The organism is Streptomyces sp. NPDC030021 (genome assembly GCF_055574035.1).
The window spans coordinates 94,630-117,462 of the sequence record NZ_JBVIAH010000017.1; the positions used below are offsets into that span (position 1 = coordinate 94,630).

The following is a 22,833-nucleotide window of genomic DNA, read 5'->3' on the forward strand; positions in this document are numbered from 1 at the left end:
CCTCGCGTCCGTCCCACCCCTGTGACGCGAGGGAGGCGGAGAACGTTTCATCCCCCGCTCATCCCCCGCCGCCGTTCCCGTCGATGCTCCTGCCGCAGGCCGGTCAGCCCAGGTCGTGGAAGTACACGTGGAACTCCTCACGGACGAAGCCCTCCGCCTCGTACAGGCCCTGCGCGACAGTGTTGTCGTACGCGGTCTCCAGCTGCACACCGGACACCCCGGCCTCGCGGGCCCGGCGCAGCACCTCGCGCAGCAGCGCGCGGCCGGCCCCGGTGCGGCGGCCGGCCGGGGCGACGTAGAGGTCGTTGAGGACCCAGGCGGTCCGCAGGGAGAGGGAGGAGAACCCGCGGTAGACCTGCGCGAAGCCGACCGTGCCGGCCTCCGGGACATCGGCGAGCAGCACCAGCGATTCGTCCTTGGCGATCCGCTCCGCCAGGAAGGCCCGCGGGGCGTCCGGGTCCTCGATGTCCACCTCGTAGAAGTCGAGGTAGCCGCGGAACAGCACGGCCGCCGCGTCGACGTCCGCCTCGCCCGCCGCGCGGACCGAGACCGCGGAAGCGGAGTCCTCCGCCGGGGACCGGCCGTCCTTCTGTGCTGCCTGACCGTTCATGTGCGTCTCCCTCAGGGGTGTTTCGCGCCGCGGACCGTGGTGGGTGGAGGGTGCCGAGCCGTCCGCGACCCCCGGCGCCCTCGACTCCCTACGCTACGGCGGGAGTCGGCCGTGGCGAAGGACGGGCGGCACACGCGACGGCGGGCCCCGGGACCGAAGTCCCGGGGCCCGCCGCGCACATGCGTGTCCGGCCGGGCCCGCTCACGACGCCGGCTGGGCGGGGAGCGTGTAGATCCGGTCGGGGGTCACGATCTTGGTGATCGCCTCGCCGAACAGGGTGCTGGGCTCCTGGCCCTGGTACCCGATGTCCGTGTTGACCAGGACGACCAGCGTGGCCTTCGATTCCGGCAGGTAGAGGACCAGCGATCCGTAGCCCGGCAGTGAGCCGTTGTGCCCGATCCAGCCCTGGACGTTGAAGATGCCGAGGCCGTAGCCCGTGCCCGGGAGCGCGTCGACCACGTCGAGGCGCTGGGCCTGGGTGGCGGGGGTCAGCAGGGTGCCGGTCGCCAGGGTCTTCGCCCAGCTGCGCAGGTCGGTGAGGTCGGAGATCATCGCGCCGGCCGCCCAGCCCCAGGAGGGGTTCCAGTCGGTGGAGGTCTCGACCTTCCCGGAGGCCGTCTGGTCCGTGTAGCCCTGGGCGTGCGGGCTCGGGAACTCCGGGCCCGTGGGGAACACCGTGTGCTTCAGCCCGGCGGGCTCGACGACCTCCCGGTCGATGAACCGGTCGAGGGGGACGCCGCTGACCTTCTCCACCACCAGCCCGAGCAGGATCAGGTTGGTGTTGCAGTAGTAGAACTTCGCGTTCGGTTCGAAGAGCACCGGGTGCTTGAAGGAGTAGGCGAGCAGCTCCTGCGGGGTGAAGGGCCGGTCAGGATTGCTGGTCAGCGCCTTGTAGAAGCCCTCGTCCGCCGAGTAGTTGAAAAGACCGCTGCGCATGCCGGCCAGCTCGCGCAGGGTGATCCGGTCGCCGTTCGGCACGCCGTCGATGTACGTGCCGATCGGGTCGTCCAGACCGACCTTCCCCTGGTCGACCAGCTCCAGCAGGGCGGTCACGGTGAAGGTCTTCGTCACGCTGCCGATCCGCATGTTCAGGTTCGGGGTCATGGGCGCGCCCGTGGCCTTGTCGGCGGTGCCGAAGGACCGTACGTAGTCACCCTTGCCCGGGGCCGACACGGCCACGATCACGCCGGGGATCTTCGCCTCGGCCAGCACGTTCTTGATCGCGGCGTCCAGCCGGCGGGTGACGGCGGGGGTCAGCTGCGCGAACCCGTCCGGGGCGGGTGTCGGGGCGGGTGTCGGGGCCGGCGCCGGGACCGTCGCGGCCGGCACGGGGGCCGCGGGCGCCGCCGCGTCCCGTGCGTACACCGCACCCGCCCCCGCGCCCGCGGACCCCGCCACGAGTACGGCCGCCGCCACGGCCACGGCGGCACTGCGCCGGCATGTCGTCATGCCCGGCCTCCTCACCCCGCGAGCCAAGGAACCATCACTCCACGCTAGACCTGCGCACCCGGGCGGGCGACCGGAGCTGCTCGCGGCGAATTCGTCCAAAAATCTATTCTAGAAATATCTCCGGATCAGCCAGACTTCCCCCATGACCGGTCGTACCTCCGGCCCATGGCCGGAACCCGACGAGCAGGGACCCGCCGGCTTCGGCCCGCCGCCCGCCCCGTTCGCAGCGCCCCCACCGCCCGCACCGACCGCCCCGCCTGCCCCGCCTGCCCCGCCCGCACCGCCCGCACCGTTCACGCCGACCGCCCCGCGATCCGGCGGCCGGCCGCGGCTGCCCCGGCCCGTGGCCGCCGTCGGCGCCGCCCTGGCGCTGCTCGCCGCCCTGCTCCTCATCGGCGGCGGCGCCTACCGCCTCACGGTCCGCGGCGGGCCCGCGCAGCCCCTGGCCGGACCCTCCGGCTCGCCCTCGGTCGACCAGGGCGACGGCAAGGGCCCCGGTGGGGGACCCGGCACCTACGACCCCAACGCCGGCATCCGGGCGGGCGAGGCCCGGGTCTGGGTGCGCGACAACCAGGCCGAGGTGGCCGGGGCGGGTGTCTCGCAGTACGGTCCCTGGCGCGTGGGCGACACCGTGGTCAGCGCGATTCCGAGCGGTCTCACCGGCTACGCGGTCACCGACGGCCAGGAGAAGTGGAAACTCCCGCTCCAGACCCCGCTGTGCGGGGTCCCGCCGGCCCCGTCCGCGCACGGCAAGCTCGTCGTGGGGGTGAAGGAGAGCACGTCGGAGAGCTCGCGCTGCACCCACCTCCAGCAGATCGACCTCACCACGGGGCAGGCGGGCTGGAAGATTCCGCTGCCGCCGGAGAACGACCACGACACCACGACGCAGTTCGAGCTGGCGATCAGCGGTGACACCGTGGTCGTCGGCCGGCCGGCCCTCATGAGCGGCTTCTCGGTCACCGACGGCCACAAACTCTTCGGCACGTCGAGCCCGAACGGCTGCTACCCGTCCGCCTTCGCCGGGGGCTCGCGGCTGATCGGCATCCGCCGCTGCCCCGACCCGAACGACGTCCACGCATCCGGACAGGAGATGGTCGAGGAGCTGGATCCAGCCACCGGCGCCGCGCGGTGGAGCTACAAGTACGCCCCGGACTGGACGGTCGGCCGGGTGCTGTCCGTCGACCCGCTGGTGATCGCCGCGCACCACAAGGACAAGAAGACCTGGAACCTCACGGCGTTCGCCGCCGACGGCACGGTCCGCTCACAGAGCACCCCGGCCTTCGGGGTCAGCGGCCGGTGCAACGGATTCGGCAACGCGAGCGGCTTCCAGGAGTGCTACGCCGCCGCGGCCGACGCCGACTCGCTCTACATCGGCGCGGGCAAGCCCGGCACCACCCTCGACACCGAGGTCACCGACCAGGTCGTCGCCGTCGACCTGAACACCGGCAAGGAGCGGTGGCGCACCGCCGGGCAGCCCAAGGGGCGCACGATGTGGCCGCTGGCCGTCGAGGACGGCAGGGTCCTCACGTACGTCACCCCGGGCAACAACGAGGCGGGGGCGGTCGTCTCCCTCGCCGCGGCCGACGGGGCCTCGCAGCCGGCCTTGCAGAGCCCGGCCGCGGCCCGCGGCGCCGAGGGGGTCTTCTACCCCCACGGCATCCGCATCGCGTGGGCGGGCGGACGGCTGTTCCTGCTCAACGGCCGGGTCAACAGCCCGGAGCCGCGCAAGGCGAGCCGCGCGATCCTGTCCTTCGGCAAGTAGGGCAGGCAGGTACCAGGAGGGGCACCGTGCAGAACCCGTACCAACAGCCGAGTCACCCCGGCGGCCCGTACCGGCCGCCGCCCGTCGCGCCGCCGCAGGAGCCCGGCGGCGGCAGGCGCCGGATCAGCAGAGGACGGCTCGTCGTCGGGATCTGCGCCCTGACCGCCATGGCGGTCGCGGCCGCGGCGACCGGCGTCGTACTCGGCGTCCGCGAGAACCGGGACCGCTCGGCGGCGGCCGTGGCGGCGTCGGCGGCGGACCCGACGAAGCCGCTCGTCGCGGGCTGGAAGACCGTGATCAACCCCACGCACGGCACTGCCTTCGACGTCCCGCCGGGGTGGGAGGTCCTTGAGCCCCAGGTCTTCAGCGGCTATGAGGACACCAAGGACAGGGAGAAGGTCCTCATCGGGCACACGGCCCCAGCCTTCTACAAGTCCCAGTGGTGCAGCATCGACGCGAACGGCGACGGCCAGGTCACGGACGTCCGGCTCGGCAACGTCGGCACCAAGGGCGCCGGTGGCGCCAAGGACCCCGCCGACATCGCCGTGAAGGAGGCGCCCACCTGGGTCTACGCCGCCTACACCCAGCCGGACAAGAGCGTGGTCACGGCGGACAAGCCGGTGGCGTACACCACCAAGTCGGGAGTCAGGGGGAGTTACGTCAAAGCCCGCTCCTCGGGCGCCCAGCGGCCCAACCGCTGCGCGGGCGACGGCCAGGCGGTCGTCTTCGGCTTCAAGAACTCCCGGGGCGACCTCGTCTCCTGGGACTTCTACGGCCGCACGGGCGTCCCGGGCGCCGTCGACGACGCCCTGATCATGCGCATCCTGAGCACGGTCCGGCTGGCGGGCGACCCGAAGGACCCCGGCCCCGGGCCGTGATCGCCCCCGGCCGTCCGCCCCCCGGGCACAGACGGCCGTGTCAGCCCTTCAGGAGCCGGGCCTCCGCCTCCTCGGCGAGGCCGTCCGCCAGGGTCAGCCCGCCCTCCGGGACCGATCGCTGCCAGGCCCAGGTGTCGGCGACCGTCTCGGTGACCGGGCGGCAGACGAGGCCCGTGGCATGGGCCCGGGAGACGTCTCCCGCGTGGATCGCGGCGTGGAAGTCCGTGCCGGGCGGGGCCCATACGGGGAGATCGGTCCACGGGGAGAGGCCCGCGGCGGCGATCGCCTCGGGGGAGGTCCAGCGCAGTTCGGCGGCGGCGCCCGTGACGCGTACGCAGGTGTCCAGGAGCTCACCGATGGTGGTGTGGCCCGGCTGCGAAACGAGGTTGTAGGGGCCGTGCAGGGACGACTCCAGCGCGTTCAGCAGCCACGTCGCCAGGTCGCGTACGTCGACGTACTGGAGCGGGGTGTCCCGGGGGCCGGGGGCCGGGATCTCGCCGCCCCGGGCGATGCGCGACAGCCACCACGGCAGGCGGCCCGCGTTCTCGCGCGGGCCCAGGATCAGGCCCGGCCGGACCAGCAGGGTGCGGTCCTCGCCGAACGCGCGCAGCACGGCCAGTTCCGCGCCCCGCTTGTCGGCCGCGAAATCGGTCGCCTCCGCGTCCGGGTCGCCCTCGGCCAGCGGTCCGAACTCGTCCAGCCCCGCCGGCACCGGCCACGCGTACACCGAGCGGCTGGAGACGAAGGCGTGGCGTCCGGCGCGCCCGGCCAGCAGGGCGGCCGCGTCGCGCACCACCGTCGGGGCGCCCGACCAGGTGTCGACGACCGCGTCCCACTCCCCCGTCGCGAGGGCGGCCAGACCGTCCTCGTGCGTACGGTCGCCGCGGCGGACCCGCACGCCGGGCGGGGCCGGGTGCTCGCCCCGGTGGAAGACGGTCACGTCCCAGCCGCGGGCGACCGCGCCCTCGGCGACGGCGCGCCCCGCGAAGTCCGTTCCGCCCAGCAGCAACAGCCTCATCCTGGTCCCTCTCCGTGGAGCTCGTCCGTCGTGTCGTACAGCGCGCGAACGCCGCCGGGGGCCGTGCGGGCCGCCGGCGGCGCCAGGCCGTGGTCAGCGGGCGGTGCGGTCCCGGTACGCCGCGAAGCGCTCGGCGATCTCCCGGGCGCGGCCCTCGGCCTCCGAGAGCTTCATCTCGGCGCAGTCGTAGCCCAGTTCCTCCTTCATGATCGCCATGGCGGAGGGCTCGAAGACGACGGTGCCGTCCGCGCGGATCTCGCTGATGCCGTCGTGCAGCTGCCCGGAGACGTTGATGGCGTGCGCCTGGTCCGCCGTCATGCCGTCGGGGAGCAGCGCGCGGAACTTGCCGTTCTCGATCGCCACCGGGTAGCCGCCGAGCGCCCCGTCCGCGCCGGGCGCGTGGACCACCGCGTCGCGCCCGTCGGCGAGCGGCTCCAGCACGCTGAGCGCGGAGGACGCGGTCATCGTCTGGCCGGGCAGGCCGCCGGTGCGGCGGTACGCGCCGGGCAGCCGGTTCAGGAGCTCCGCGACGTCCAGCTCGCCGGTGACGTCGCGCCCGTCGAGGCGGATGCCGAGGCCCATGCCGGCGGGACCGCTGTTGCCGGTGCGGGACAGGCGGTGCGAGACGTAGTGGTGGGCCACCAGGCGCACCTCGACGTCGGCGGTGCTGCGGCCGAGCTCGTCGGCGGCCACGGCCGTGATGCCCGGGACGTTGTTGGCGACGTTGCCGATGCCGATGTCCGGGGAGAGGCCGATCGCGGTGAGCGCGGGGTGCACGGCGTCGGGGTAGGCGGCGTTGACGACCAGGGCCTGGGTGCCGGAGAGGCGCACGGCCTCCATGGCCTTCATCACCGGGACCAGGTGCATGGGCAGCCACGGGCCGTAGTTGGCGGCGTAGACCCGCTGGAAGGCGTCCTGCTGGAGGGTGGAGATGACCCACCAGGACTGGTAGCTGACGGCCAGGAAGATGATGTCGGGGCCGAAGGCGGATATCCGCTCGGCGGTGCGCGCCACGTCCGTGATGTCGGTCTGCGCGTGGCTGACCTCGTTGGTGTGGCCGCGCTGGACGCTGCAGAAGCGCGTCAGGTTGGCGGCCTTCAGGACGGTCTCCTCGTCGCGGCCGACGAGCTGGACGTGGCGGGGGTTCGGGCTGTGGGCCAGCTCGTGGAAGACACGGCGGCCGATGTCGCCGGCACCCAGGACCATGATCTTGCGGGCGTTGTTCATGAGGTACCTCCGAAGGGTGCGGCAGCGGCGAAGGGGGCGGTGACGGGCGCCATCAGGTGGGCGTCGCGGACGAGCCGGGGCAGCGAGCGCATGGACGGGAAGGTGAGGGCGCCCTCCCGGTGGGGCGGGGTGGCCGGGTCGGCGGTGTACTGCAGGACCCGCATCCCGGCGGCCACGGCGGCGTCCACGCCGACCGGGCTGTCCTCGACCACGACGCACTCGTCGGGCGTGACGCCGCAGCTCTCGGCGGCCCAGCGGAACAGCTTCGGGTCGGGCTTCCAGGCGTCGGCGTCGTACGCCGAGAAGAGCCGGTCGCCGAAGTGGTGCAGGATCCGGGCCTTCTCCAGGCGGCTGCGCATGATGGCGAGCGGGCTGTTGGAGGCCACGCACATGCGCTCGCCGACGGCGGCGGCGAGCTGTTCGAGGGCGTACGCGACGCCGTCGATGGGCTCGATGCGGTCGCCGATCAGCTCCTCGCACCTGGCGCGGGCGATCACCATGGCGTCCTGGGGCGGGGCGTTGCCCGACAGGTCCGCCATCAGGTCGAAGCACTCCTGCATCTTCTTGCCGGAGAACAGCTCGTCCCGCTGGTCCTTGTCCAGCCGCAGGCCCATCATCTCGCCGACGTGGGCGATCCCGCCGTTCTCGGCGTCCTGCGTGTCGACGAGGACGCCGTCGAGGTCGAAGACGACGAACTCGGCTGCTCGTACGGGGAAGTCACTCATAGTCGATCCAGTCCACGCTCTCGATGGCGGCGACGGTCGCGGCCAGTTCCTCATGGGTGGTGGCGGAGCCGATGACGGCCGCCGTGTTGCCGCGCGCGCCGATCCGCCAGTCCACGTCGGCGCCGGGCTCGGCGAGGACGACGACCCGGTCGACGCGGGCGAGGCGGCGCAGTGCGGAGACGCCCCGGATGGCGCGCACCCGGCGGGCGCCGACGGGCGGCACGGTCAGGTAGTGGAAGGCGATCGGCCCGCCCTGCTTGACCTCGGGGGTCTCGTACGGGAGGCCGAGCGCGGCGGCGACCGCGACGTACGCCGGGTCGGAGGTGCCGGAGCGGACCGCGAGGTCGTCGACCCAGGCGCCGAGCCGGCCGTTGACCTCGATGACCCGGGGGCCGTCGGCGGTCAGTTTGATCTCGACGTCGGCGACGCCGTGGATGTTCAGGGCGCGCACCGCGCGGCAGGCGAGGTCGCGGACCTCGCGCTCCTCGGCCTCCGGTACGACGGAGAAGCCGCCGTAGCCGCCGCGCTCGCGGAACGGCTCGGCCAGGGCGAACTTGCTGGTGACGAACACCGGCCGGACGTCGTCGCCGTCGGCCACGCAGTCCACCGCGATGTAGTCGCCCCAGGGCGCCGGGGTGGGCCGCCCGACCAGGAGCTCCTCCAGCATCACGGCCGTCTCGGCGGGCCCGGCGTCGGAGCCGGTGAAGATCGCGGCGAGGGCGGCCCGGCACTCCTCCGGGGTGGCGACGGCCTGCGTGTTGCGGCTGGACGCGCCGATCACCGGCTTGATGATGGCCGGCAGTCCGACGTAGGCGATCGCCTCGTCGGCCTGGGCGGGGTCGGTCAGGGTGCGGAAGCGCACGCTGTCGACGCCCGCCTCGGCGAACCGCCGGCGCTGCAGGTCCTTGTGGGTGATGGCGTCGACGTCGGCCGGCCGGTGGTAGCGCAGGCCGAGCGCCTCGGCGAGCCGCACGGTGGGGGCGATCTGGAACTCGCTGAAGGTGATGATGCCCGCCGGGGCGAGCGCGCGCAGCGCCTCCTCGGTCTGTGCCCCGGTGCGGCCCGCGGTGTTCACCACGGTGCCGACCATCTCCAGGGTCGGGATCATCTCCTGGGCGTGCGCGGTGTCCGCGGTCACGAACACCAGGTCGCAGCCGGCCTGCCGGGCCGCCTCGGCGAGCCGGGTGGGTGCGAGGCTGCCGGCGTCGTAGACGACGAGCAGCACGGGGTTGGCGGGGGTCGCGGTCATGGGTCAGCCTCCGGCCGGGAACGCGCCGGTGCGGCGGGCGACGGTCAGGGCCCCCGCGAGCGACTCGACGGTCGGGTAGGTGAACAGGGTGCGCACCGGGATCTCCAGGCCGAATTCCTCCTGGAGCCGCAGCGCCACCCGGGTCGCGGTCAGCGAGTCGCCGCCGAGGTCGAAGAAGTCGTCCCCGGCGCCGACCTCGTCGGCGTACAGCGTCTCGGCCCACACCCGGGCCACTGCCCGCTCGGCGGGGGTGCGCGGGGCGATGAACTCGGCCTCCAGGCCGGTGCGTTCGCCGTCCGGTGCGGGCAGCGCCTTGCGGTCGGTCTTGCCGCTGGTGGTCAGCGGCATCCGGTCCAGGAAGACGTACGTACCGGGCACCATGTAGCCGGGCAGGGTGCGGCCGCACCAGTCGCGCAGCGCGCCGATGCCGGGCACCGGGCGGCCGGACACCGGGACGACGTACGCCACGAGCGTCTTCTCGCCGGGCACGTCCTCGCGGACGGTGACGGCGCAGGAGTCGACGTCCTCGTGGGCCAGCAGCGCGGACTCGATCTCGCCGAGTTCGATGCGGAACCCGCGGACCTTGACCTGGTGATCGAGGCGGCCGAGGAACTCCAGTTCGCCGTCGGGCAGCCACCGCACCAGGTCGCCGGTGCGGTAGACCCGGCCCGTGGCGAACGGGTTGCGGATGAAGCGCTCGGCGGTCAGGTCGTCGCGGCCGAGGTAGCCGCGGGCCACGCCGGCGCCGCCGATGAGCAGTTCGCCGGGTACGCCGACGGGGACCGGGCGGTCCGCGTCGTCGACGACGTACAGCTCGGTGCCGGCGGTGGGTCGGCCGATGGGGACGGCGCCGGTGGCACCGGTGATCTCGGCGACCGAGGCGTAGACGGTGGTCTCCGTCGGCCCGTAGCCGTTGAGGACCCGGGTGCCGGCGCGCAGCATCCGCGCGGCCAGCTCGGCGGGCAGGGCCTCTCCGGCGGCGAAGATCTCCAGGGCGCGCGGCCGGTCGCCGAGGGCGTCCAGGAGCGGGCGCAGCGCGGACGGCGTGGCCTGCACGAGGGTGACGGCGTGCCGGTCGATCAGCTCGACGAGGGCGGGCGGGTTGTGGATCTGGTCCTGGTACGCGCCGATGATCCGGCCGCCGGTGATCAGCGGCAGGAACACCTCGACGCCCGCGATGTCGAAGGTGGCCGAGGTGGTGAACAGGACCCGCTCGTTCGCCGGTGCCGGGAAGGTCTCCCGCATGCCGCACAGCAGGTTGCGGAAGCCGCCCCGGGTGACGGCGACGCCCTTGGGGGTGCCGGTGGAACCGGAGGTGTAGAGGACGTAGGCGAGGTGCCCGGGCCCGGCGGCCGCCGCCGCTTCCACGACGGGGGAAGCGGCGATCGCCGCGGCGTCGGTGTCGACGGCGACGAGCGTACGCGGCCCCGCGCCGTCGCCGCCGGACAGCCGCCCGCGCAGCGTCTCCTGGGTGACGACCACCGGTGCGGCCGTGTCCCGCAGGACGAACTCCAGCCGGTCGACCGGGTGCTGGGGGTCGAGCGGCACGTAGGCCGCGCCCGAGCGGAGCACGGCGAGCAGCGCCACGATCAGTTCGGGGCCGCGCTCCAGGCAGACCGCGACGGGCACGTCGGGGCCGGCGCCGAGGCCGCGCAGATGGTGGGCGAGACGGTCGGCGCGGGCGTCGAGCTCCCGGTAGGTGACCTCCTCGGTGCCGAAGACGACCGCGACGGCGTCGGGGACGCGCCCGGCCTGCCCGGAGACCAGACCGGCCACGTCCGCGGCGGCCTCCGCGTCGGCGGCTTCGGGGAATGCGGCGCGGCCGCGGCCCCAGCCGGTGAGCAGCAGCTCGCGCTCGGCGGAGCCCAGCGGATCGAGTCCGTGCAGCGCGATGCCCGGGGTTTCGGCGATCGCGGTGAGCAGGGTCAGGTAGCCGTCGGTGAACCGCTCCGCGCTCGCCACGTCGAACAGCTCGGCGGCGAAGCCGACGTGCACGCCGAGGCCCTCGCGGCCGTGGTCCGGGTCGAGCGCCAGGGTCAGGTCCGGCGGGCACACCCCGTCGGCCCGGTAGGCCGGCCCGTCCGTGAACAGGGCCTGGACCACGGGGTGGTGGCCGTCGGCCCCGGATTCGAACACGGCGGTCAGGCGGGCCACCGGCAGCGCGGCGGCCCGGCCGCGGGTCAGCGCGGCGTCGGTCCGCGCCACGAGCTCGGCGAAGGCCGGGCCCGCGGTCAGGTCGGCGCGTACGACGGCCAGGACGCCGTCGGGGCCCGGGACGCCCACCGCGAGGTCGTGCTGCCGGGTCCACCGGCCGAGCAGCACCTGGTAGGCGGCGAGCAGCACGGCGGACAGCGGGGCGCCGTACTCGGCGGCCGCCTTGTCCAGCCCCCGCACCGTACCGGCCGGGACGGTGCGGGTGACGTGGCCCAGGGCGCCGGTGCGCGCCGAGGGGCGCGGCCGGTCGGTGGCCGGCTCCAGCGGTTCCAGGCCCGCCAGTTCGGTTCGCCAGTACTCCAGCGCGTCGGTCATGACCCCTCCGTCGTGTCGAGGATCCGCGCCAGTGCCTTGCGGTCCGTCTTTCCGTTGTCGTTGAGCGGCAGCCCGCCCGGCAGGTGGGTGAGCGAGGCGGGCACCATGTGCAGCGGCAGCAGATCGCGCAGCCAGGCGTCGAACCGCTCGGGGTCCACCTCGCGGCCCGCGTAGGCACCGGCCAGCTCGGTCTCGCCGTCCGGGCCGGGCAGGGCCAGCACCGCGGCGTCGATGACGTGCGGGTGGCGGTGCACGGCCGCCTCGACCTCGCCGAGCTCGATGCGGAAGCCGCGTACCTTGACCTGCTGGTCGAGGCGGCCCCAGTGCACGTAGAGCCCCTTCTCGCGCCGGACCCGGTCACCGGTGCGGTACCAGTGGCGGCCGGTCAGTGCGGTGCTGCCGTCGTAGCCCGTGGCGGGGCCGGCGCCGGACTCGTACGACACGAACCGCCCGGCGTTCTCGCGCGGGTCGAGGTAGCCGCCGAAGCGCTGCGGGCCGCGCACGCACAGCTCGCCCTCGTCGGCCGCCAGGCCGTCCTCGTCCAGCAGCACCATCTCCATGCCGGGGAAGGGGACGCCGATCGGCACGGTGCCGTTGGAGAACTCCGGCCAGTCCGTACTCGGCCCGGACAGCCCGTGGTGGGTGCAGCACACCGTCAGCTCGGTGGGCCCGTACACGTTGTGGATCACCGTGTTCGGGGCGACCGCGCGCCAGAGTGCGGCGTGCTGTGCGGTGACCGGCTCGGCGCCGAACATGCTGTGCCGGAGGTTCCCGGCGCGGCCCAGGGGCAGGTTGCCGAGCCGCTGCGCCTCCCGGATCACCGAGGGCACCGAGAACCAGTGGGTGAGCTCGCGTTCGACGATGAAGTCGACCGGCCGGTACAGGTCGGCGGCGAGCGGCACCACCAGGGTGGCGCCGCCGCCCCAGGTCGCGAACAGGTCGATGAGGCTCGCGTCGAAGGTCAGGCCGAAGGTCTGGGTGAGCCGGGCGCCCGGCGCGATCTCGTACCGCTCGATGTTGTGCGCGAGGAACAGCGAGGTGTTCCGGTGCCGGATCGGCACGCCCTTGGGCTGGCCGGTGGAACCGGACGTGAACAGCAGGTACGCCTCGCGGTCCGGGTCGTCCGGGACCGGCGGCAGCGACTGCTCCGCCACCTCGGCCGCCGCCGCGGACACCCGCTCGTCCTCGTCGAGTCCGAGGACGGTCGGCCGGTGGCGCTCGGGCAGCCGGGTGAACAGGCCGGCGGACCGGGTGTCCACCAGAGCCACCTGTACACCGGCCCGCTGGGCGATGTCGAGGTTGCGCTGCGCGGGGTAGTCGGGGTTGAGCGGGACGACGCTCGCGCCGAGCCGCTGGATCGCCAGGTAGCCGGCGTACGCGGCAACCGAGCGGGTGGCGGCGAGCGCCACCCGGGTGGGCAGCGAGCCGTGCTTGGCGGCGATGCGGTCGGCGAGGGTGAGCGCGAGGGCGCGCAGCTCGCCGTAGGTCAGTACCTCGTCGCCGATCTCCAGGGCGGGCAGGCCGGGGTGACGCAGGGCCGATTCCTCGAACCACTGGTAGAGCGTGCGCTGTTGCCGGTCGTTCATCGCTTCCTCGGTATCGGTGTGCTGGTCTGGCGGGTGCGCCCGCGGGCGCGCATGGCCTCGGCGCGGGCCTGGGCCCGGCTCTGCCCGCGCTCCCCGGCGGCCGGCGGGGCGTCCGTGGCGGGGGCGCCGCCCAGGAAGGCGGCCATGGCCTTGACGGTGGAGTGCCGGAACAGGTCCACCACGTCGACCTCGCGCTCCAGTGCGCTGCGCAGCCGGTCGCGCAGCCGGATCAGGAGCAGCGAGTTGCCGCCGACGTCGAAGAAGTTCTCCGACGCTCCGACCGGCCGGCCCAGCACCTGCTCCCAGGCCGCGGCGACGGTCCGCTCGGCGTCGCTCGCCGGCTGCGCGTCGGCCCCGTCGGCCGGCTGCCCGGCCCCGGCGGCGGCCGCCTCGGCGAGCAGCTTGGCGACCGCCTCCCGGTCGGGGCGCCCGCCGGGCAGCAGCGGCAGCCGGTCGGCCAGGTGCAGCCGGGCGGGCAGCAGGTGGCCGGGCAGCAGGTCCCGCAGGTGGGTGCGGAGTGCGTCGGCGGTGAGGTCCGTGCCCGGCCGGGCCGCCACGGCCGCCGCGAGGGAGCCGTCCGCCGGGTCGGTCAGGACCTGCGCCCGGACGACACCGGGGTGCGCGAGCAGCGCGGCCTCGACGTCGAGGGCGGCCACGCGGACGCCCCGCACCAGGGCGTGGTCGCCGGACCGGCCGGCGAAGACGATCTGTCCGTCGGGGAGCCGGCGGGCCAGGTCGCCGGTGGCGAACAGGCGTGCGCCGGGCTCCCCGCCGAACGGGTCGGGCAGGAAGCGTTCGGCGGTGCCGCGCGCCCGGTCCAGGTAGCCGCGGGTGACGGCCGGGCCGCCGATGTGCAGCTCGCCGACCGCGCCGGTCGCCGCGATCTCACCGCGCGCGTCCAGGACGTACGCCGTGGCGCCGGCCGGCAGCCCCAGCGGCAGGGGGCCGTAGCCCTCTCCCTCCGGGGACCGCGCCGGGCCCGCGAGCGCGGGGCCGGCCGTCTCGGCGCACGTGTACAGCTGGTGCACGTCCGTGGCCCCGGCGGCCAGGGCGGCTGCGAGGGTGCCGGGGAACAGGGGCTCGCCCGCGGTGAGTACGGGGACCCGCGCGCCGCCGGTGAGGAGCCCCGCGAGCTCGGCGGGGGCCGCGAGCACGGTGGCCGCGTCGCCGCCGGTGGGGACGACCGCGCGGCCGCCCCGGGTCAGCGGGCCGAACACCTCCAGGAACGCGGCCGGCGAGTCCGGGGCCGCCAGCAGGGCGACCGCGTCGAGGGCGGCCGCGGGCAGCTCGCGGTGGGCCCAGCGCAGCCGGGACACCAGGTTGCGGTGCTCGGCGACGACCGCGCGCGGCTCGCCGGTGACACCGGCCGTGCGCAGCACCCAGGCGGCGCCCCGCGCGGTGACCCCTGCGGCCTCCGGCGCCGCCCCGTCCGCGTCGGCGGCGTCCTCCGGGTCGAGCACGTCGACCTGGGTGTGGTCGAACAGCGCGCCGGAGTACGGGTCGGCGAGGACCGTCCGCAGTCCCGCGTCGTCCACGGCGAGCCGCAGCAGGAACGCGGGCAGCTCCGGGTCGAGCGGTACGCACGCGCCGCCCGCCCTGACCACCCCGAGCTGGGCCGCGGCCAGCGCGAAGGATTTCGGGACGCACACCCCGACGGGGGTCTCGGGGCCGACCCCGAGCGCCCGCAGGCGCGCCGCCACCCGGTCCGCCGCGCGGTCGAGTTCGCGGTACGTCCAGGTGCGCGCCCCCGCGGCCACCGCGACCGCGTCGGGGGTGCGGGCGATCTGCTCGGCGACCAGCCCGTGCAGGGTGGCCGCGTCCTCGTACGCCGCCACGGGCGCCGGGGCCCCGGTGCGCAGCAGCGCGGAGACGCGGGACTTCGGGTCCGCGCCGATCCGCTCCAGGACCGTGCGCAGCCGGTCGAGCAGCAGCCGGGCGGTGGCCTCGTCGAAGAGGTCGGTGCGGTAGTCCGCGAGGGCCAGCAGGCCGTCCTCGGTCTCCACGGTGTCGATCGCCAGATCGGTCTTCATGGTGGGCAGGCGCAGTTCGGCCGCGCCGAACCGGGAGCCGGCCGCCTCGTGGACGGGCGCGGCCGGCGCGTGCGTGTACATGACCTGGTAGAGCGGGTGGTAGCTCGGGTCGCGGGCGAGCCCGAGCCGGTCCATGACCTCGTCGACGAGCAGGTCGGGGTGGTCGAGGGCGTCGAGGAGGTCCCCGCGCACCCGGCCGACCAGGTCGGCGAACTCCGGGTCGTCGGCCAGCTCTCCGCGCAGGACGACGGGCCGGGTGAGGTAGCCGATCACGCCGGCGCTCTCGGTGGTGTCGCGGCCGGAGACGGCCATGCCGGTCAGCACGTCGGTGCCGCCGTACTGGCTGAGCACCACGTCCACCGCGGCCTTGAGCACCATGAACAGGCTGGCGCGCTTGGTGCGGGCCAGCCGGCGCAGCGGCTCCACGACCGGCTCGGGTACGACGGTGGTGACGCGGGCCCCGGCGTGCCCGGCCCGCGCCCGGCGGGGCCCGGCGAGCGGCAGTTCGAGGAGTTCGGGGGCGCCGGCCAGGCGCTGCGTCCAGTAGGCGAGCCGTTCGGGCCTGGCTGCCTCGTCCAGCGCGGTGCGCGCGGCGAGGAACTCCCCGTACCCGGCGGCGGGACGGGGCAGCGGGTCGTCGAGGCCGCCCGCGAACGCCCCGTACAGGGCGACGAGTTCGGCGGTGAACAGGTCCAGCGAGGCCCCGTCGAACACGATGTGGTGGACGCCGACGAGGAGCTGGTGCCGCGTCTCGGACAGGCGCAGCAGCTCGGCCCGCAGCAGCGGTCCGCCGTCGAGGTCGAAGGGGGTGCGCGCGAAGGCGTCCGCGCGGGCGGCCGCCTCCTCCCGCGTCGCCTCGACAACGTCGAGGGCGACCGGACCGGGCGCCCCGATCCGCTGCACGGGCTCGCCGTCGGCGTCCCGCACGATGCGCACCCGCAGCGCGTCGTGCCGCCGGACGAGGGCGTCCAGGGCGCGCTGCAGGGCGTCGCCGTCGAGCGGGCCCTCGATGGTGACGGCGAAGGGGATGCTGAAGAACGGGTCGCCGGGCCGGAGCTGGCCCAGGGCCCACAGCCGCCGCTGGGCGGGGGTCAGGGGAAGCGTGGGCGGGGGAAGCGTGCTCATGCGACGGCCTCCGGTTCCGGGGTGCCCGCCCGGTCGCCGCGGCCGCCGCGCAGCCGGGGGACGAGCAGGACGAGGGCCGCGACGACGAGGACGGCGCCGGCCACGACGATGGAGTCGGCGATGCCGACGAGTCCGGCGAGCAGGCCGCCGGCGACCACGCCGAGGACGGTGAAGTTGACCATCAGGGCGTTGAGGAGGCCGACGCCGCGGCCGCGCAGCTCCTCGGGCAGGTCGCTGAGGAGCGTGTTGGCGACCGGCACCTGGAAGAGCCCCGAGCCGAGACCGGCCAGGACGCACCAGAGCAGGACGACGGTCAGACCGAGTGCGCCCTGGTCGGTGGCCTCCCATGCCGTGCCCGTGGGGGCGAGCAGCAGCAGGGAGGCGCCGAAGAGCACGATCGACCCGATGAGCAGCCCCCGGTCAGAGAACCGGCGCACCAGCGGAGGACCGGTGAGCGCGCCGATCACGCAGCCCGCGCCGAAGCCGGCCTGGGCCAGCCCGTACTCGAAGGCCGGCAGCTCGAAGACGCTCAGGAGCTGGGAGTTGAGGTTGGTGGTGAACAGGCCGAGGACCAGCATCACCGGGACCATGACGATAGCCAGGAAACGCAGCGAGGGTACGGCGAGCACACCGGAGATGCCGGTGCGCAGGGACTGCCAGTACCCCTCGCGGCCGCTGTCGGCGCCCCGCACGGGCACCTCCCGCAGCACCGCCATGCTGGCGAGCAGCACCGCCGAGAGCACGAACGTCACGGCGTCGAGCACGAAGACCGTGGTGACGCTGCCGAAGGCGATGAGCAGCCCGCCGAGCGCGGGGCCCACCAGGTTGAGGGTGTGGTTGGTGGACTGGAAGAGGGCGACCGCCGTGGGGATGCTGTGCCCGCGCACGATCAGCGGGATCGCGGTGATGCGGGCCGTCTCGAAGAAGGCCTTGGCGATGCCGCTGAGCAGGATGAGCACGAGCAGCAGCAGCGGCGAGTCCCGTACGACGATCATCGCGAGCACCAGGGCGACGCGGACCAGGTCCGAGCCGACCATCAGCAGCCGGGCCGGCAGCCGGTCGGCCAGCGGTCCCACGAACGCGCCGAGCACGCCGAAGGGCAGCAGCTGCGCGATGACGACCAGGGACACGTACAGGACCGGGTCGTCGGTCTCGGTGGCCACCACGTAGATCAGGGTGATCTTGGTGATGGCGTCACCGAGGAAGGAGGCGACGACGGCCAGCCAGTACCGGATGTACGTCCGGTCCTTCAGCAGCTCAAGCATCGTCTCCCTCACCGTTCCCGGCAGCGCCGTTCAGTACCTGGTTGAGGACGTCGGCGACGCCCTCGATGTGGGGGTGGCGCATCATCGTGTAGTGGTTGCCGCCGACCGTGCGGACGTCGAAGTGCTGCCCGGTCAGCTCGGTCCAGGAGGTGGCGAGGTCCCACTCCTCCTCGTCGGCGCGGATCAGCGTGACCTTGCCCTTGACGGGGCCGGGCCGGAAGTTCCACACCAGGCGCAGGTTGGCGACCCACAGCTCGTAGATGTCGCGGATCTGCTCGCGTCCGGCGTCCGGCGGCAGGTAGTCGCACTCGCGGGCGATGCCGAGCAGGTAGTCGAGGTGCGCGTCCTCGTCCATGGTCTGCAGTTCGGCGAGCGGCTTGAGGCGCTGACCGTAGTCCCACTGCAGGTTGGCGGCGATGGCCTCGACGATCTCGGCCGGGTCCGGCTCGGAGCCGGCCGGCACGACGGCGGGCGCGTGCGCGTCCATCATGACCACCGACACCTCGGCGCCGCTCTTCTCCAGCTCCCCGGCGACGGCGAAGGCGTTGGCACCGCCGTAGCACCAGCCGGCCACGGTGTAGGGGCCCTCGGGCTGGGTCTCGCGGATCAGCGCGGCGTACTGGGCGGCGCGGTCGCCGAAGCCGGTGAACGGCAGCTCGCCGTCGACGGGCGGCGGCGAGGCCAGCGCGTACAGCGGGCGCCCGGCGGGCTCGACGAGCGCGGCGAACGGCATGTAGCAGACGACCTCGCTGCCGGCCGGGTGGGCGAAGAACACCGGGGAGCCGGTGCCGTCGCCGGAGCCGAGCTCGACCAGGTGCACCCCGGTCTCGTCCTGGTAGCCCTCGCGCAGCATCCGGGCGAACCGCTCGACGGTGGCGCCCCGGAAGATCGCCGCCATCGGGAGCTGCTGCCCGAACCGCTTCTCGATCTCCGCCATCAGGCGCAGCACGAGCAGCGAGTGGCCGCCCAGGTCGAAGAACCGGTCGTGCAGGCCGATCGGGGAGACCCCGAGGACCTCCTCCCAGATGTGCGCGACCTCCAGCTCGACGGCGTCGCGCGGCGGCACGTAGCTCGCCGCGTCGCGCTCGACGGCGGGGGCGGGCAGCGCCCGGCGGTCGATCTTCCCGCTGGTGTTCAGCGGGAAGGTCTCCAGGCGGACGATCGCGGCGGGGACCATGTAGTCGGGCAGGAAGCCGCGCAGGTGCTCGCGCAGCTCCTCGGCGGTCAGCGTCTCGTCGGCGGACTCGACGTACCCGGTGAGCCGCTTGTCGCCGGGGCGGTCCTCGCGGACCAGGGCGACCGCGCGGCGCACCGCCGGGTGCTCCTCCAGCCGGGCCTCGATCTCGCCCAGCTCGATGCGGAAGCCGCGCAGCTTGACCTGGCCGTCGTCGCGGCCGAGGAAGACGAGCGTGCCGTCCTCGCGCAGCCGGGCCTTGTCGCCGGTGAAGTAGAGGCGGGCACCGGGGCGGCCGCCGAACGGGTCGGGCACGAACCGCTCGGCGGTCAGACCGGGCCGGCCGCGGTAGCCGCGGGCGACGCCGGTGCCGCCCAGGTACAGGTCACCGGGCATGCCGACGGGGACCGGGGCGAGCCGGTCGTCCAGGACGTACACCTGGGTGTTGTCGAGCGGCCGGCCGATGGAGATCTGCTCCGTGCCGCTGTCCAGGCGCTGGAACGTGGACCAGATGGTGGTCTCGGTGGGGCCGTACACGTTCCAGGTGCGGCCGGGTTCGCGGACCAGCTGCTCGGCCAGGGCGGGCGGCAGGGCCTCGCCGCCGACCAGGACGCGCAGCGAGCCGTCGTTGTGCCAGCCCGCCTCCACCAGCAGGTGCCAGGTGGCGGGGGTGGCCTGCATGACGGTGGCGCCGGTCTCGGCGAGCAGCTCGGCGAGCCGCCGGCCGTCGACGGCCTGCTCCTTGGTGACGACGTGCACCCGGGCCCCGCTGATCAGCGGGGCGTACAGCTCCAGGCCCGCGATGTCGAAGGTGACGGGGGTGACGGCGGCGAGCGTGTCGCCGGGGGCGAGCCCGGTCTCGCGGGCCATCGACAGGAGCAGGTTGACCAGGTTGCGGTGGGTCACCTCGACGCCCTTGGGGCGGCCGGTGGAACCCGAGGTGAAGATGACGTACGCGAGCCGGTCCTCGCCCGAGGCGGGCTTCGCCGGGACGGCGGGCGCGGCGGCGATCGCCTCCGCGTCGGTGTCCAGGCGGATCCGCTCGCCGGGGCATCCGGCGAGCGCGCCGAGCAGGCCCTCCCGGGTGAGCAGGAAGCCGGTGCCGGCGTCGCCGGTCATGTCGGCGAGGCGCTGCGCCGGGTAGGCGGCGTCGAGCGGGAGGTAGGCGCCGCCCGACATGATCACGCCGAGCAGGGCGACGACGAGGTCCACCGAGCGGTCCAGGCAGACGCCGACGACGGTCTCGGGGACCACGCCCCGCGCCTGCAGGTGGGACGCCAGCCGGCCGGAGCGGTCCAGGAGTTCGCCGTACGTCAGCCGCTCGTCGCCGCAGGAGACGGCGACCGCGTCGGGGGTGACGGCGGCCTGGCGGCGCACCAGGTCGTCCAGGCCCAGGCCGGGCTCGCGCGCGGCCTCGGTGCTGTTCCACTCGACGAGCAGGGTGTGCGCCTCGTCGGCGTCGACCAGGGACAGGTCCTGGACGGTGCGTCCCGCGTCCTCGGTCATCTGCTCCAGGAGGCGCACGACCTGGCGGGCCATCCGCGCCATCGTGCTCTCGTCGAACAGGTCGGTGTTGTACTCGAACAGGCCGTGGAGGTGGTCGGCGGCGAGCTGCGGGTCGTCGAGGAACCCGAGGAACACGTCGTCCTTGGCGGTGGCGTTGTCGAGCATCAGCTCCTCGACGCGCAGCCCGGCCATCGGCGGCGGGTCCTCGTGGACGAAGTCCACCAGGATGAAGGAGGCCTGGTAGATCGGGGTACGGCTGGGGTCGCGGGGGATGTCGAGCTCGTCCAGCAGGGTGCCGAACGGGATGTCGAAGTGGTCGAAGGCACCCAGCATGGTGGAGCGGGTCGCCTGGAGCAGCTCACGCACCGTCATCGCGGGCGAGACCGTGGTGCGCAGCGGCAGCATCGTGAGGAAGTAGCCGATCATCGGCTCGGTCTCGGGCCTGCCGCGGGTCGAGGAGGTGGTGCCGACGACGACGTCCTGCTGGCCCGTGAGCCGGTGCAGCAGCGTCTTCCAGGCGGCGAGCAGCACGATGTTGATCGTGACGTCCTCGCGCTTGGCGAGGTCGCGGATCGCCTGGGTCAGCTCCGGGGTGAGCGGGAACTGGTAGCGGGCGCCGTTGGAGGTCATGACCGGTGGGCGCGGCCGGTCGGTGGGCAGCTCCAGGACCAGCTCGGCGCCTTCGAGCTTCTGCTTCCAGTACGGCAGGTGCTTGTGCCGGACCTCCTCGCGCAGCCACTGCGGCTGCCACTCGGAGTAGTCCGCGTAGTGCACCTCGACGGGCGGGAGTCCGGGCTCCCGGCCCGTCGCGAACGCCGTGTAGAACTCGGCGAACTCGGCGTTGAAGATGCCCATCGAGCCGCGGTCCCAGACCAGGTGGTCGACGGTGCCGACGAGCACGTGCTGGTCGTCGGCGACCCGCAGCACCGCGATGCGCAGCAGCGGTCCCTTGACCAGGTCGAAGGGGGCGCGCATCTCCTCGGTGGCCAGGCGCGTCAGCTCCGCCTCGCGCCGCTCCTGCGGTACGGAGCGCAGGTCGACGTGGCGGACCGGCACCTCCATGGCCGGGTGGACGACCTGGACGGGAGTGTGGCCGTCCTGCTCGAAGGTGGTGCGCATCGCCTCGTGGCGGTCCACGAAGGCGTCGGTGGCGCGCTGGAGCGCGTCCCGGTCCAGCTCGCCGTGCAGCTTCGAGGCGAAGTACACGTTGTAGAGCGGGTCTTCGGCGTCGAACTGGTGGATCAGCCAGATGCGCTCCTGGTCCACCGTGAGCGGCACCCGGTCGCCGCCCGTGCGCCGGGGGATGGGGCCGGCCGTCGCGGGCGTCCGGGCTCGCTCGCGCATCTTCTTGTCCAGGAGGGCCCGCTGGGCGGGGGTGAGGCCGGCCAGCCGGTTGGCGAGTTCGGTCACGACTGGTCTCCTTCGGCGGCGGCCTCGGCAGCCTCGGCGGCCCGGTACCGGTTCTTGAGTTCGGTGAGGTGTTCCAGGCCCTTGACGACCTGGCCCGGCGCGAGGCCGAAGTCGACCAGGCAGGCCACCTCGTCCACGCCGATGTCGACCAGGTCCTCGATCAGGGACTCGCACTTGTCGGGCGTGCCGAGCAGCGCGAGCGTGTCGAAGTACCGCTCGAAGGTGGCGTTCAGCATCACGTCACGCTCGGCCTCGGAGAGCTTGGAGTACTCGCTGCCGAAGCTGTCCTGCTGCGCGAGGAAGGTCTTGAGGTAGCCGGTCAGCGGCTCCCGCACGATCTCCCGGGCGCTCTCGTCGTCGGAGTCCAGGAACGTGTGCACCATCGCGGTGACCTTGGCCCGGGACGGGTCGTGCCCGGCCCCGACGAGCGCCTCGCGGTAGGCGGCGATCTTGTCCTTGAGGTCGGCGGGCCGCTGGGCGACGAGACCGGTCAGCAGGTACGCACCGGCTTCACCGGCCTTGACGAACGTCTCGGGGCTGCCCTGCGCCGACACCCACACGGGGAGCTCGGGCTGGATCGGGCGCGGCAGGGTGCGCACCGACTGGAGCGAGCCGTCGGCGCGCGGCAGTTCGACGCTCTCCCCGGCCCACAGCCGCTGGATCGTCTCGATCGCCTCGAACATCTCCTCCTTGCGGCGCGGGTAGCGCTGCTGCCCGTCGCCGGGGGCCAGGAGGAAGTCGTCGGGGTGCCAGCCGGAGGCCGCGGAGATCGCGGCCCGCCCGCCGGACAGGTTGTCGACGACCGCCCACTCCTCGGCGACCCGCACCGGGTGGTGCAGCGGCAGGACGCAGCTGCCCGCCCGGATCTGGATCGACTGCGTCTGTACGGCGATGGCCGCGGCCAGGACCGACGGGTTGGGGTAGAGCCCGCCGAAGTCCACGAAGTGCCGCTCGGGCACCCAGATCCCGGCGAAGCCGTTGGCGTCGGCGAACCGGGCGCTCTCCATGAGGAGGTCGTACTTCCCGGGGCCGGCGGCGGTGCCGTCACCGGAGAAGAAGAACAGGCTGAACTCCATGGTGCTGCCGGGGCGCCGGGTGCGGCGCGGCGCGGCGGCCTGCCGGGCGCCGGCCCGCTCCCCCGCGTCCACGGTGGCGGGCGCCTTCAGGCCGCGCTCGCGCATCGCGCGCAGCAGGACCTCGCGCTGCTCCGGGCTCAGCGAGGCCAGCCGCTCCTGGAGCATGCGGGCCTGCGCCGCCTCGGCGTCGGTGGTCGTGTTCTCGTCAGCCATG

14 protein-coding genes are annotated in these 22,833 nt (G+C 74.1%); 2 read left to right on the forward strand and 12 right to left on the reverse strand.

Annotated elements, in window-relative coordinates; translation table 11 throughout:
• Window positions 1–103: 103 nt before the first annotated feature.
• Both ACZ4YL_RS29405 and ACZ4YL_RS29410 read right to left on the reverse strand, forming a co-directional pair.
• A complete protein-coding gene (locus ACZ4YL_RS29405; protein WP_468120723.1) occupies window positions 104–610 on the reverse strand; it encodes a GNAT family N-acetyltransferase in 507 nt (168 codons plus the stop codon).
• 201 nt (window positions 611–811) lie between these two features.
• The gene (locus ACZ4YL_RS29410; RefSeq protein WP_468120724.1) at window positions 812–2,059 is read right to left on the reverse strand and encodes a serine hydrolase domain-containing protein; all 1,248 of its coding nucleotides are present in this window, start codon (window positions 2,057–2,059) and stop codon (window positions 812–814) included.
• Between the two features lie 142 nt (window positions 2,060–2,201).
• Here ACZ4YL_RS29410 and ACZ4YL_RS29415 point away from each other — a divergent pair, with 142 nt between their 5' ends.
• Both ACZ4YL_RS29415 and ACZ4YL_RS29420 read left to right on the forward strand, forming a co-directional pair.
• A complete protein-coding gene (locus tag ACZ4YL_RS29415; protein WP_468120725.1) occupies window positions 2,202–3,821 on the forward strand; it encodes an outer membrane protein assembly factor BamB family protein in 1,620 nt (539 codons plus the stop codon).
• Between the two features lie 26 nt (window positions 3,822–3,847).
• The gene (locus ACZ4YL_RS29420; protein ID WP_468120726.1) at window positions 3,848–4,699 is read left to right on the forward strand and encodes a DUF8017 domain-containing protein; all 852 of its coding nucleotides are present in this window, start codon (window positions 3,848–3,850) and stop codon (window positions 4,697–4,699) included.
• 40 nt (window positions 4,700–4,739) lie between these two features.
• Here ACZ4YL_RS29420 and ACZ4YL_RS29425 read toward each other — a convergent pair whose 3' ends face one another.
• The 10 genes from ACZ4YL_RS29425 to ACZ4YL_RS29470 form a co-directional block, all read right to left on the reverse strand.
• Entirely contained in the window at window positions 4,740–5,717 is a 978-nt protein-coding gene (locus ACZ4YL_RS29425; protein WP_468120727.1) for an NAD-dependent epimerase/dehydratase family protein, read from the reverse strand.
• A gap of 93 nt (window positions 5,718–5,810) precedes the next feature.
• Window positions 5,811–6,944 carry a hypothetical protein gene (locus ACZ4YL_RS29430; protein ID WP_468120729.1) on the reverse strand — a complete coding sequence of 378 codons (1,134 nt, stop codon included), beginning with the start codon at window positions 6,942–6,944 and terminating at the stop codon, window positions 5,811–5,813.
• Window positions 6,941–7,669 (reverse strand): HAD family hydrolase, encoded by a 729-nt coding sequence (locus tag ACZ4YL_RS29435; protein WP_468120730.1) that lies wholly within the window; start codon window positions 7,667–7,669, stop codon window positions 6,941–6,943. Before ACZ4YL_RS29435 ends, ACZ4YL_RS29430 begins: the two co-directional genes overlap by 4 nt.
• Window positions 7,662–8,918 carry an ATP-grasp domain-containing protein gene (locus ACZ4YL_RS29440; RefSeq protein WP_468120732.1) on the reverse strand — a complete coding sequence of 419 codons (1,257 nt, stop codon included), beginning with the start codon at window positions 8,916–8,918 and terminating at the stop codon, window positions 7,662–7,664. Before ACZ4YL_RS29440 ends, ACZ4YL_RS29435 begins: the two co-directional genes overlap by 8 nt.
• A gap of 3 nt (window positions 8,919–8,921) precedes the next feature.
• On the reverse strand, window positions 8,922–11,447 hold the full coding sequence (locus ACZ4YL_RS29445) for a non-ribosomal peptide synthetase (protein ID WP_468120734.1): 2,526 nt from the start codon (window positions 11,445–11,447) through the stop codon (window positions 8,922–8,924).
• Complete coding sequence (locus tag ACZ4YL_RS29450; RefSeq protein ID WP_468120735.1) at window positions 11,444–13,033, reverse strand: amino acid adenylation domain-containing protein; 1,590 nt, start codon at window positions 13,031–13,033, stop codon at window positions 11,444–11,446. Before ACZ4YL_RS29450 ends, ACZ4YL_RS29445 begins: the two co-directional genes overlap by 4 nt.
• Window positions 13,030–16,188: a condensation domain-containing protein gene (locus tag ACZ4YL_RS29455; RefSeq protein WP_468120737.1), complete on the reverse strand. Its 3,159-nt coding sequence runs from the start codon at window positions 16,186–16,188 to the stop codon at window positions 13,030–13,032. Before ACZ4YL_RS29455 ends, ACZ4YL_RS29450 begins: the two co-directional genes overlap by 4 nt.
• Window positions 16,185–17,453, reverse strand: coding sequence for an MFS transporter (locus tag ACZ4YL_RS29460; RefSeq protein ID WP_468120739.1), 1,269 nt, complete (start codon window positions 17,451–17,453; stop codon window positions 16,185–16,187). Before ACZ4YL_RS29460 ends, ACZ4YL_RS29455 begins: the two co-directional genes overlap by 4 nt.
• Window positions 17,446–21,543 (reverse strand): non-ribosomal peptide synthetase, encoded by a 4,098-nt coding sequence (locus ACZ4YL_RS29465; RefSeq protein ID WP_468120740.1) that lies wholly within the window; start codon window positions 21,541–21,543, stop codon window positions 17,446–17,448. The genes ACZ4YL_RS29460 and ACZ4YL_RS29465 overlap by 8 nt, the downstream gene beginning before the upstream one ends.
• Entirely contained in the window at window positions 21,540–22,832 is a 1,293-nt protein-coding gene (locus ACZ4YL_RS29470) for a MupA/Atu3671 family FMN-dependent luciferase-like monooxygenase (protein ID WP_468120742.1), read from the reverse strand. The genes ACZ4YL_RS29465 and ACZ4YL_RS29470 overlap by 4 nt, the downstream gene beginning before the upstream one ends.
• Window position 22,833: the final 1 nt, after the last annotated feature.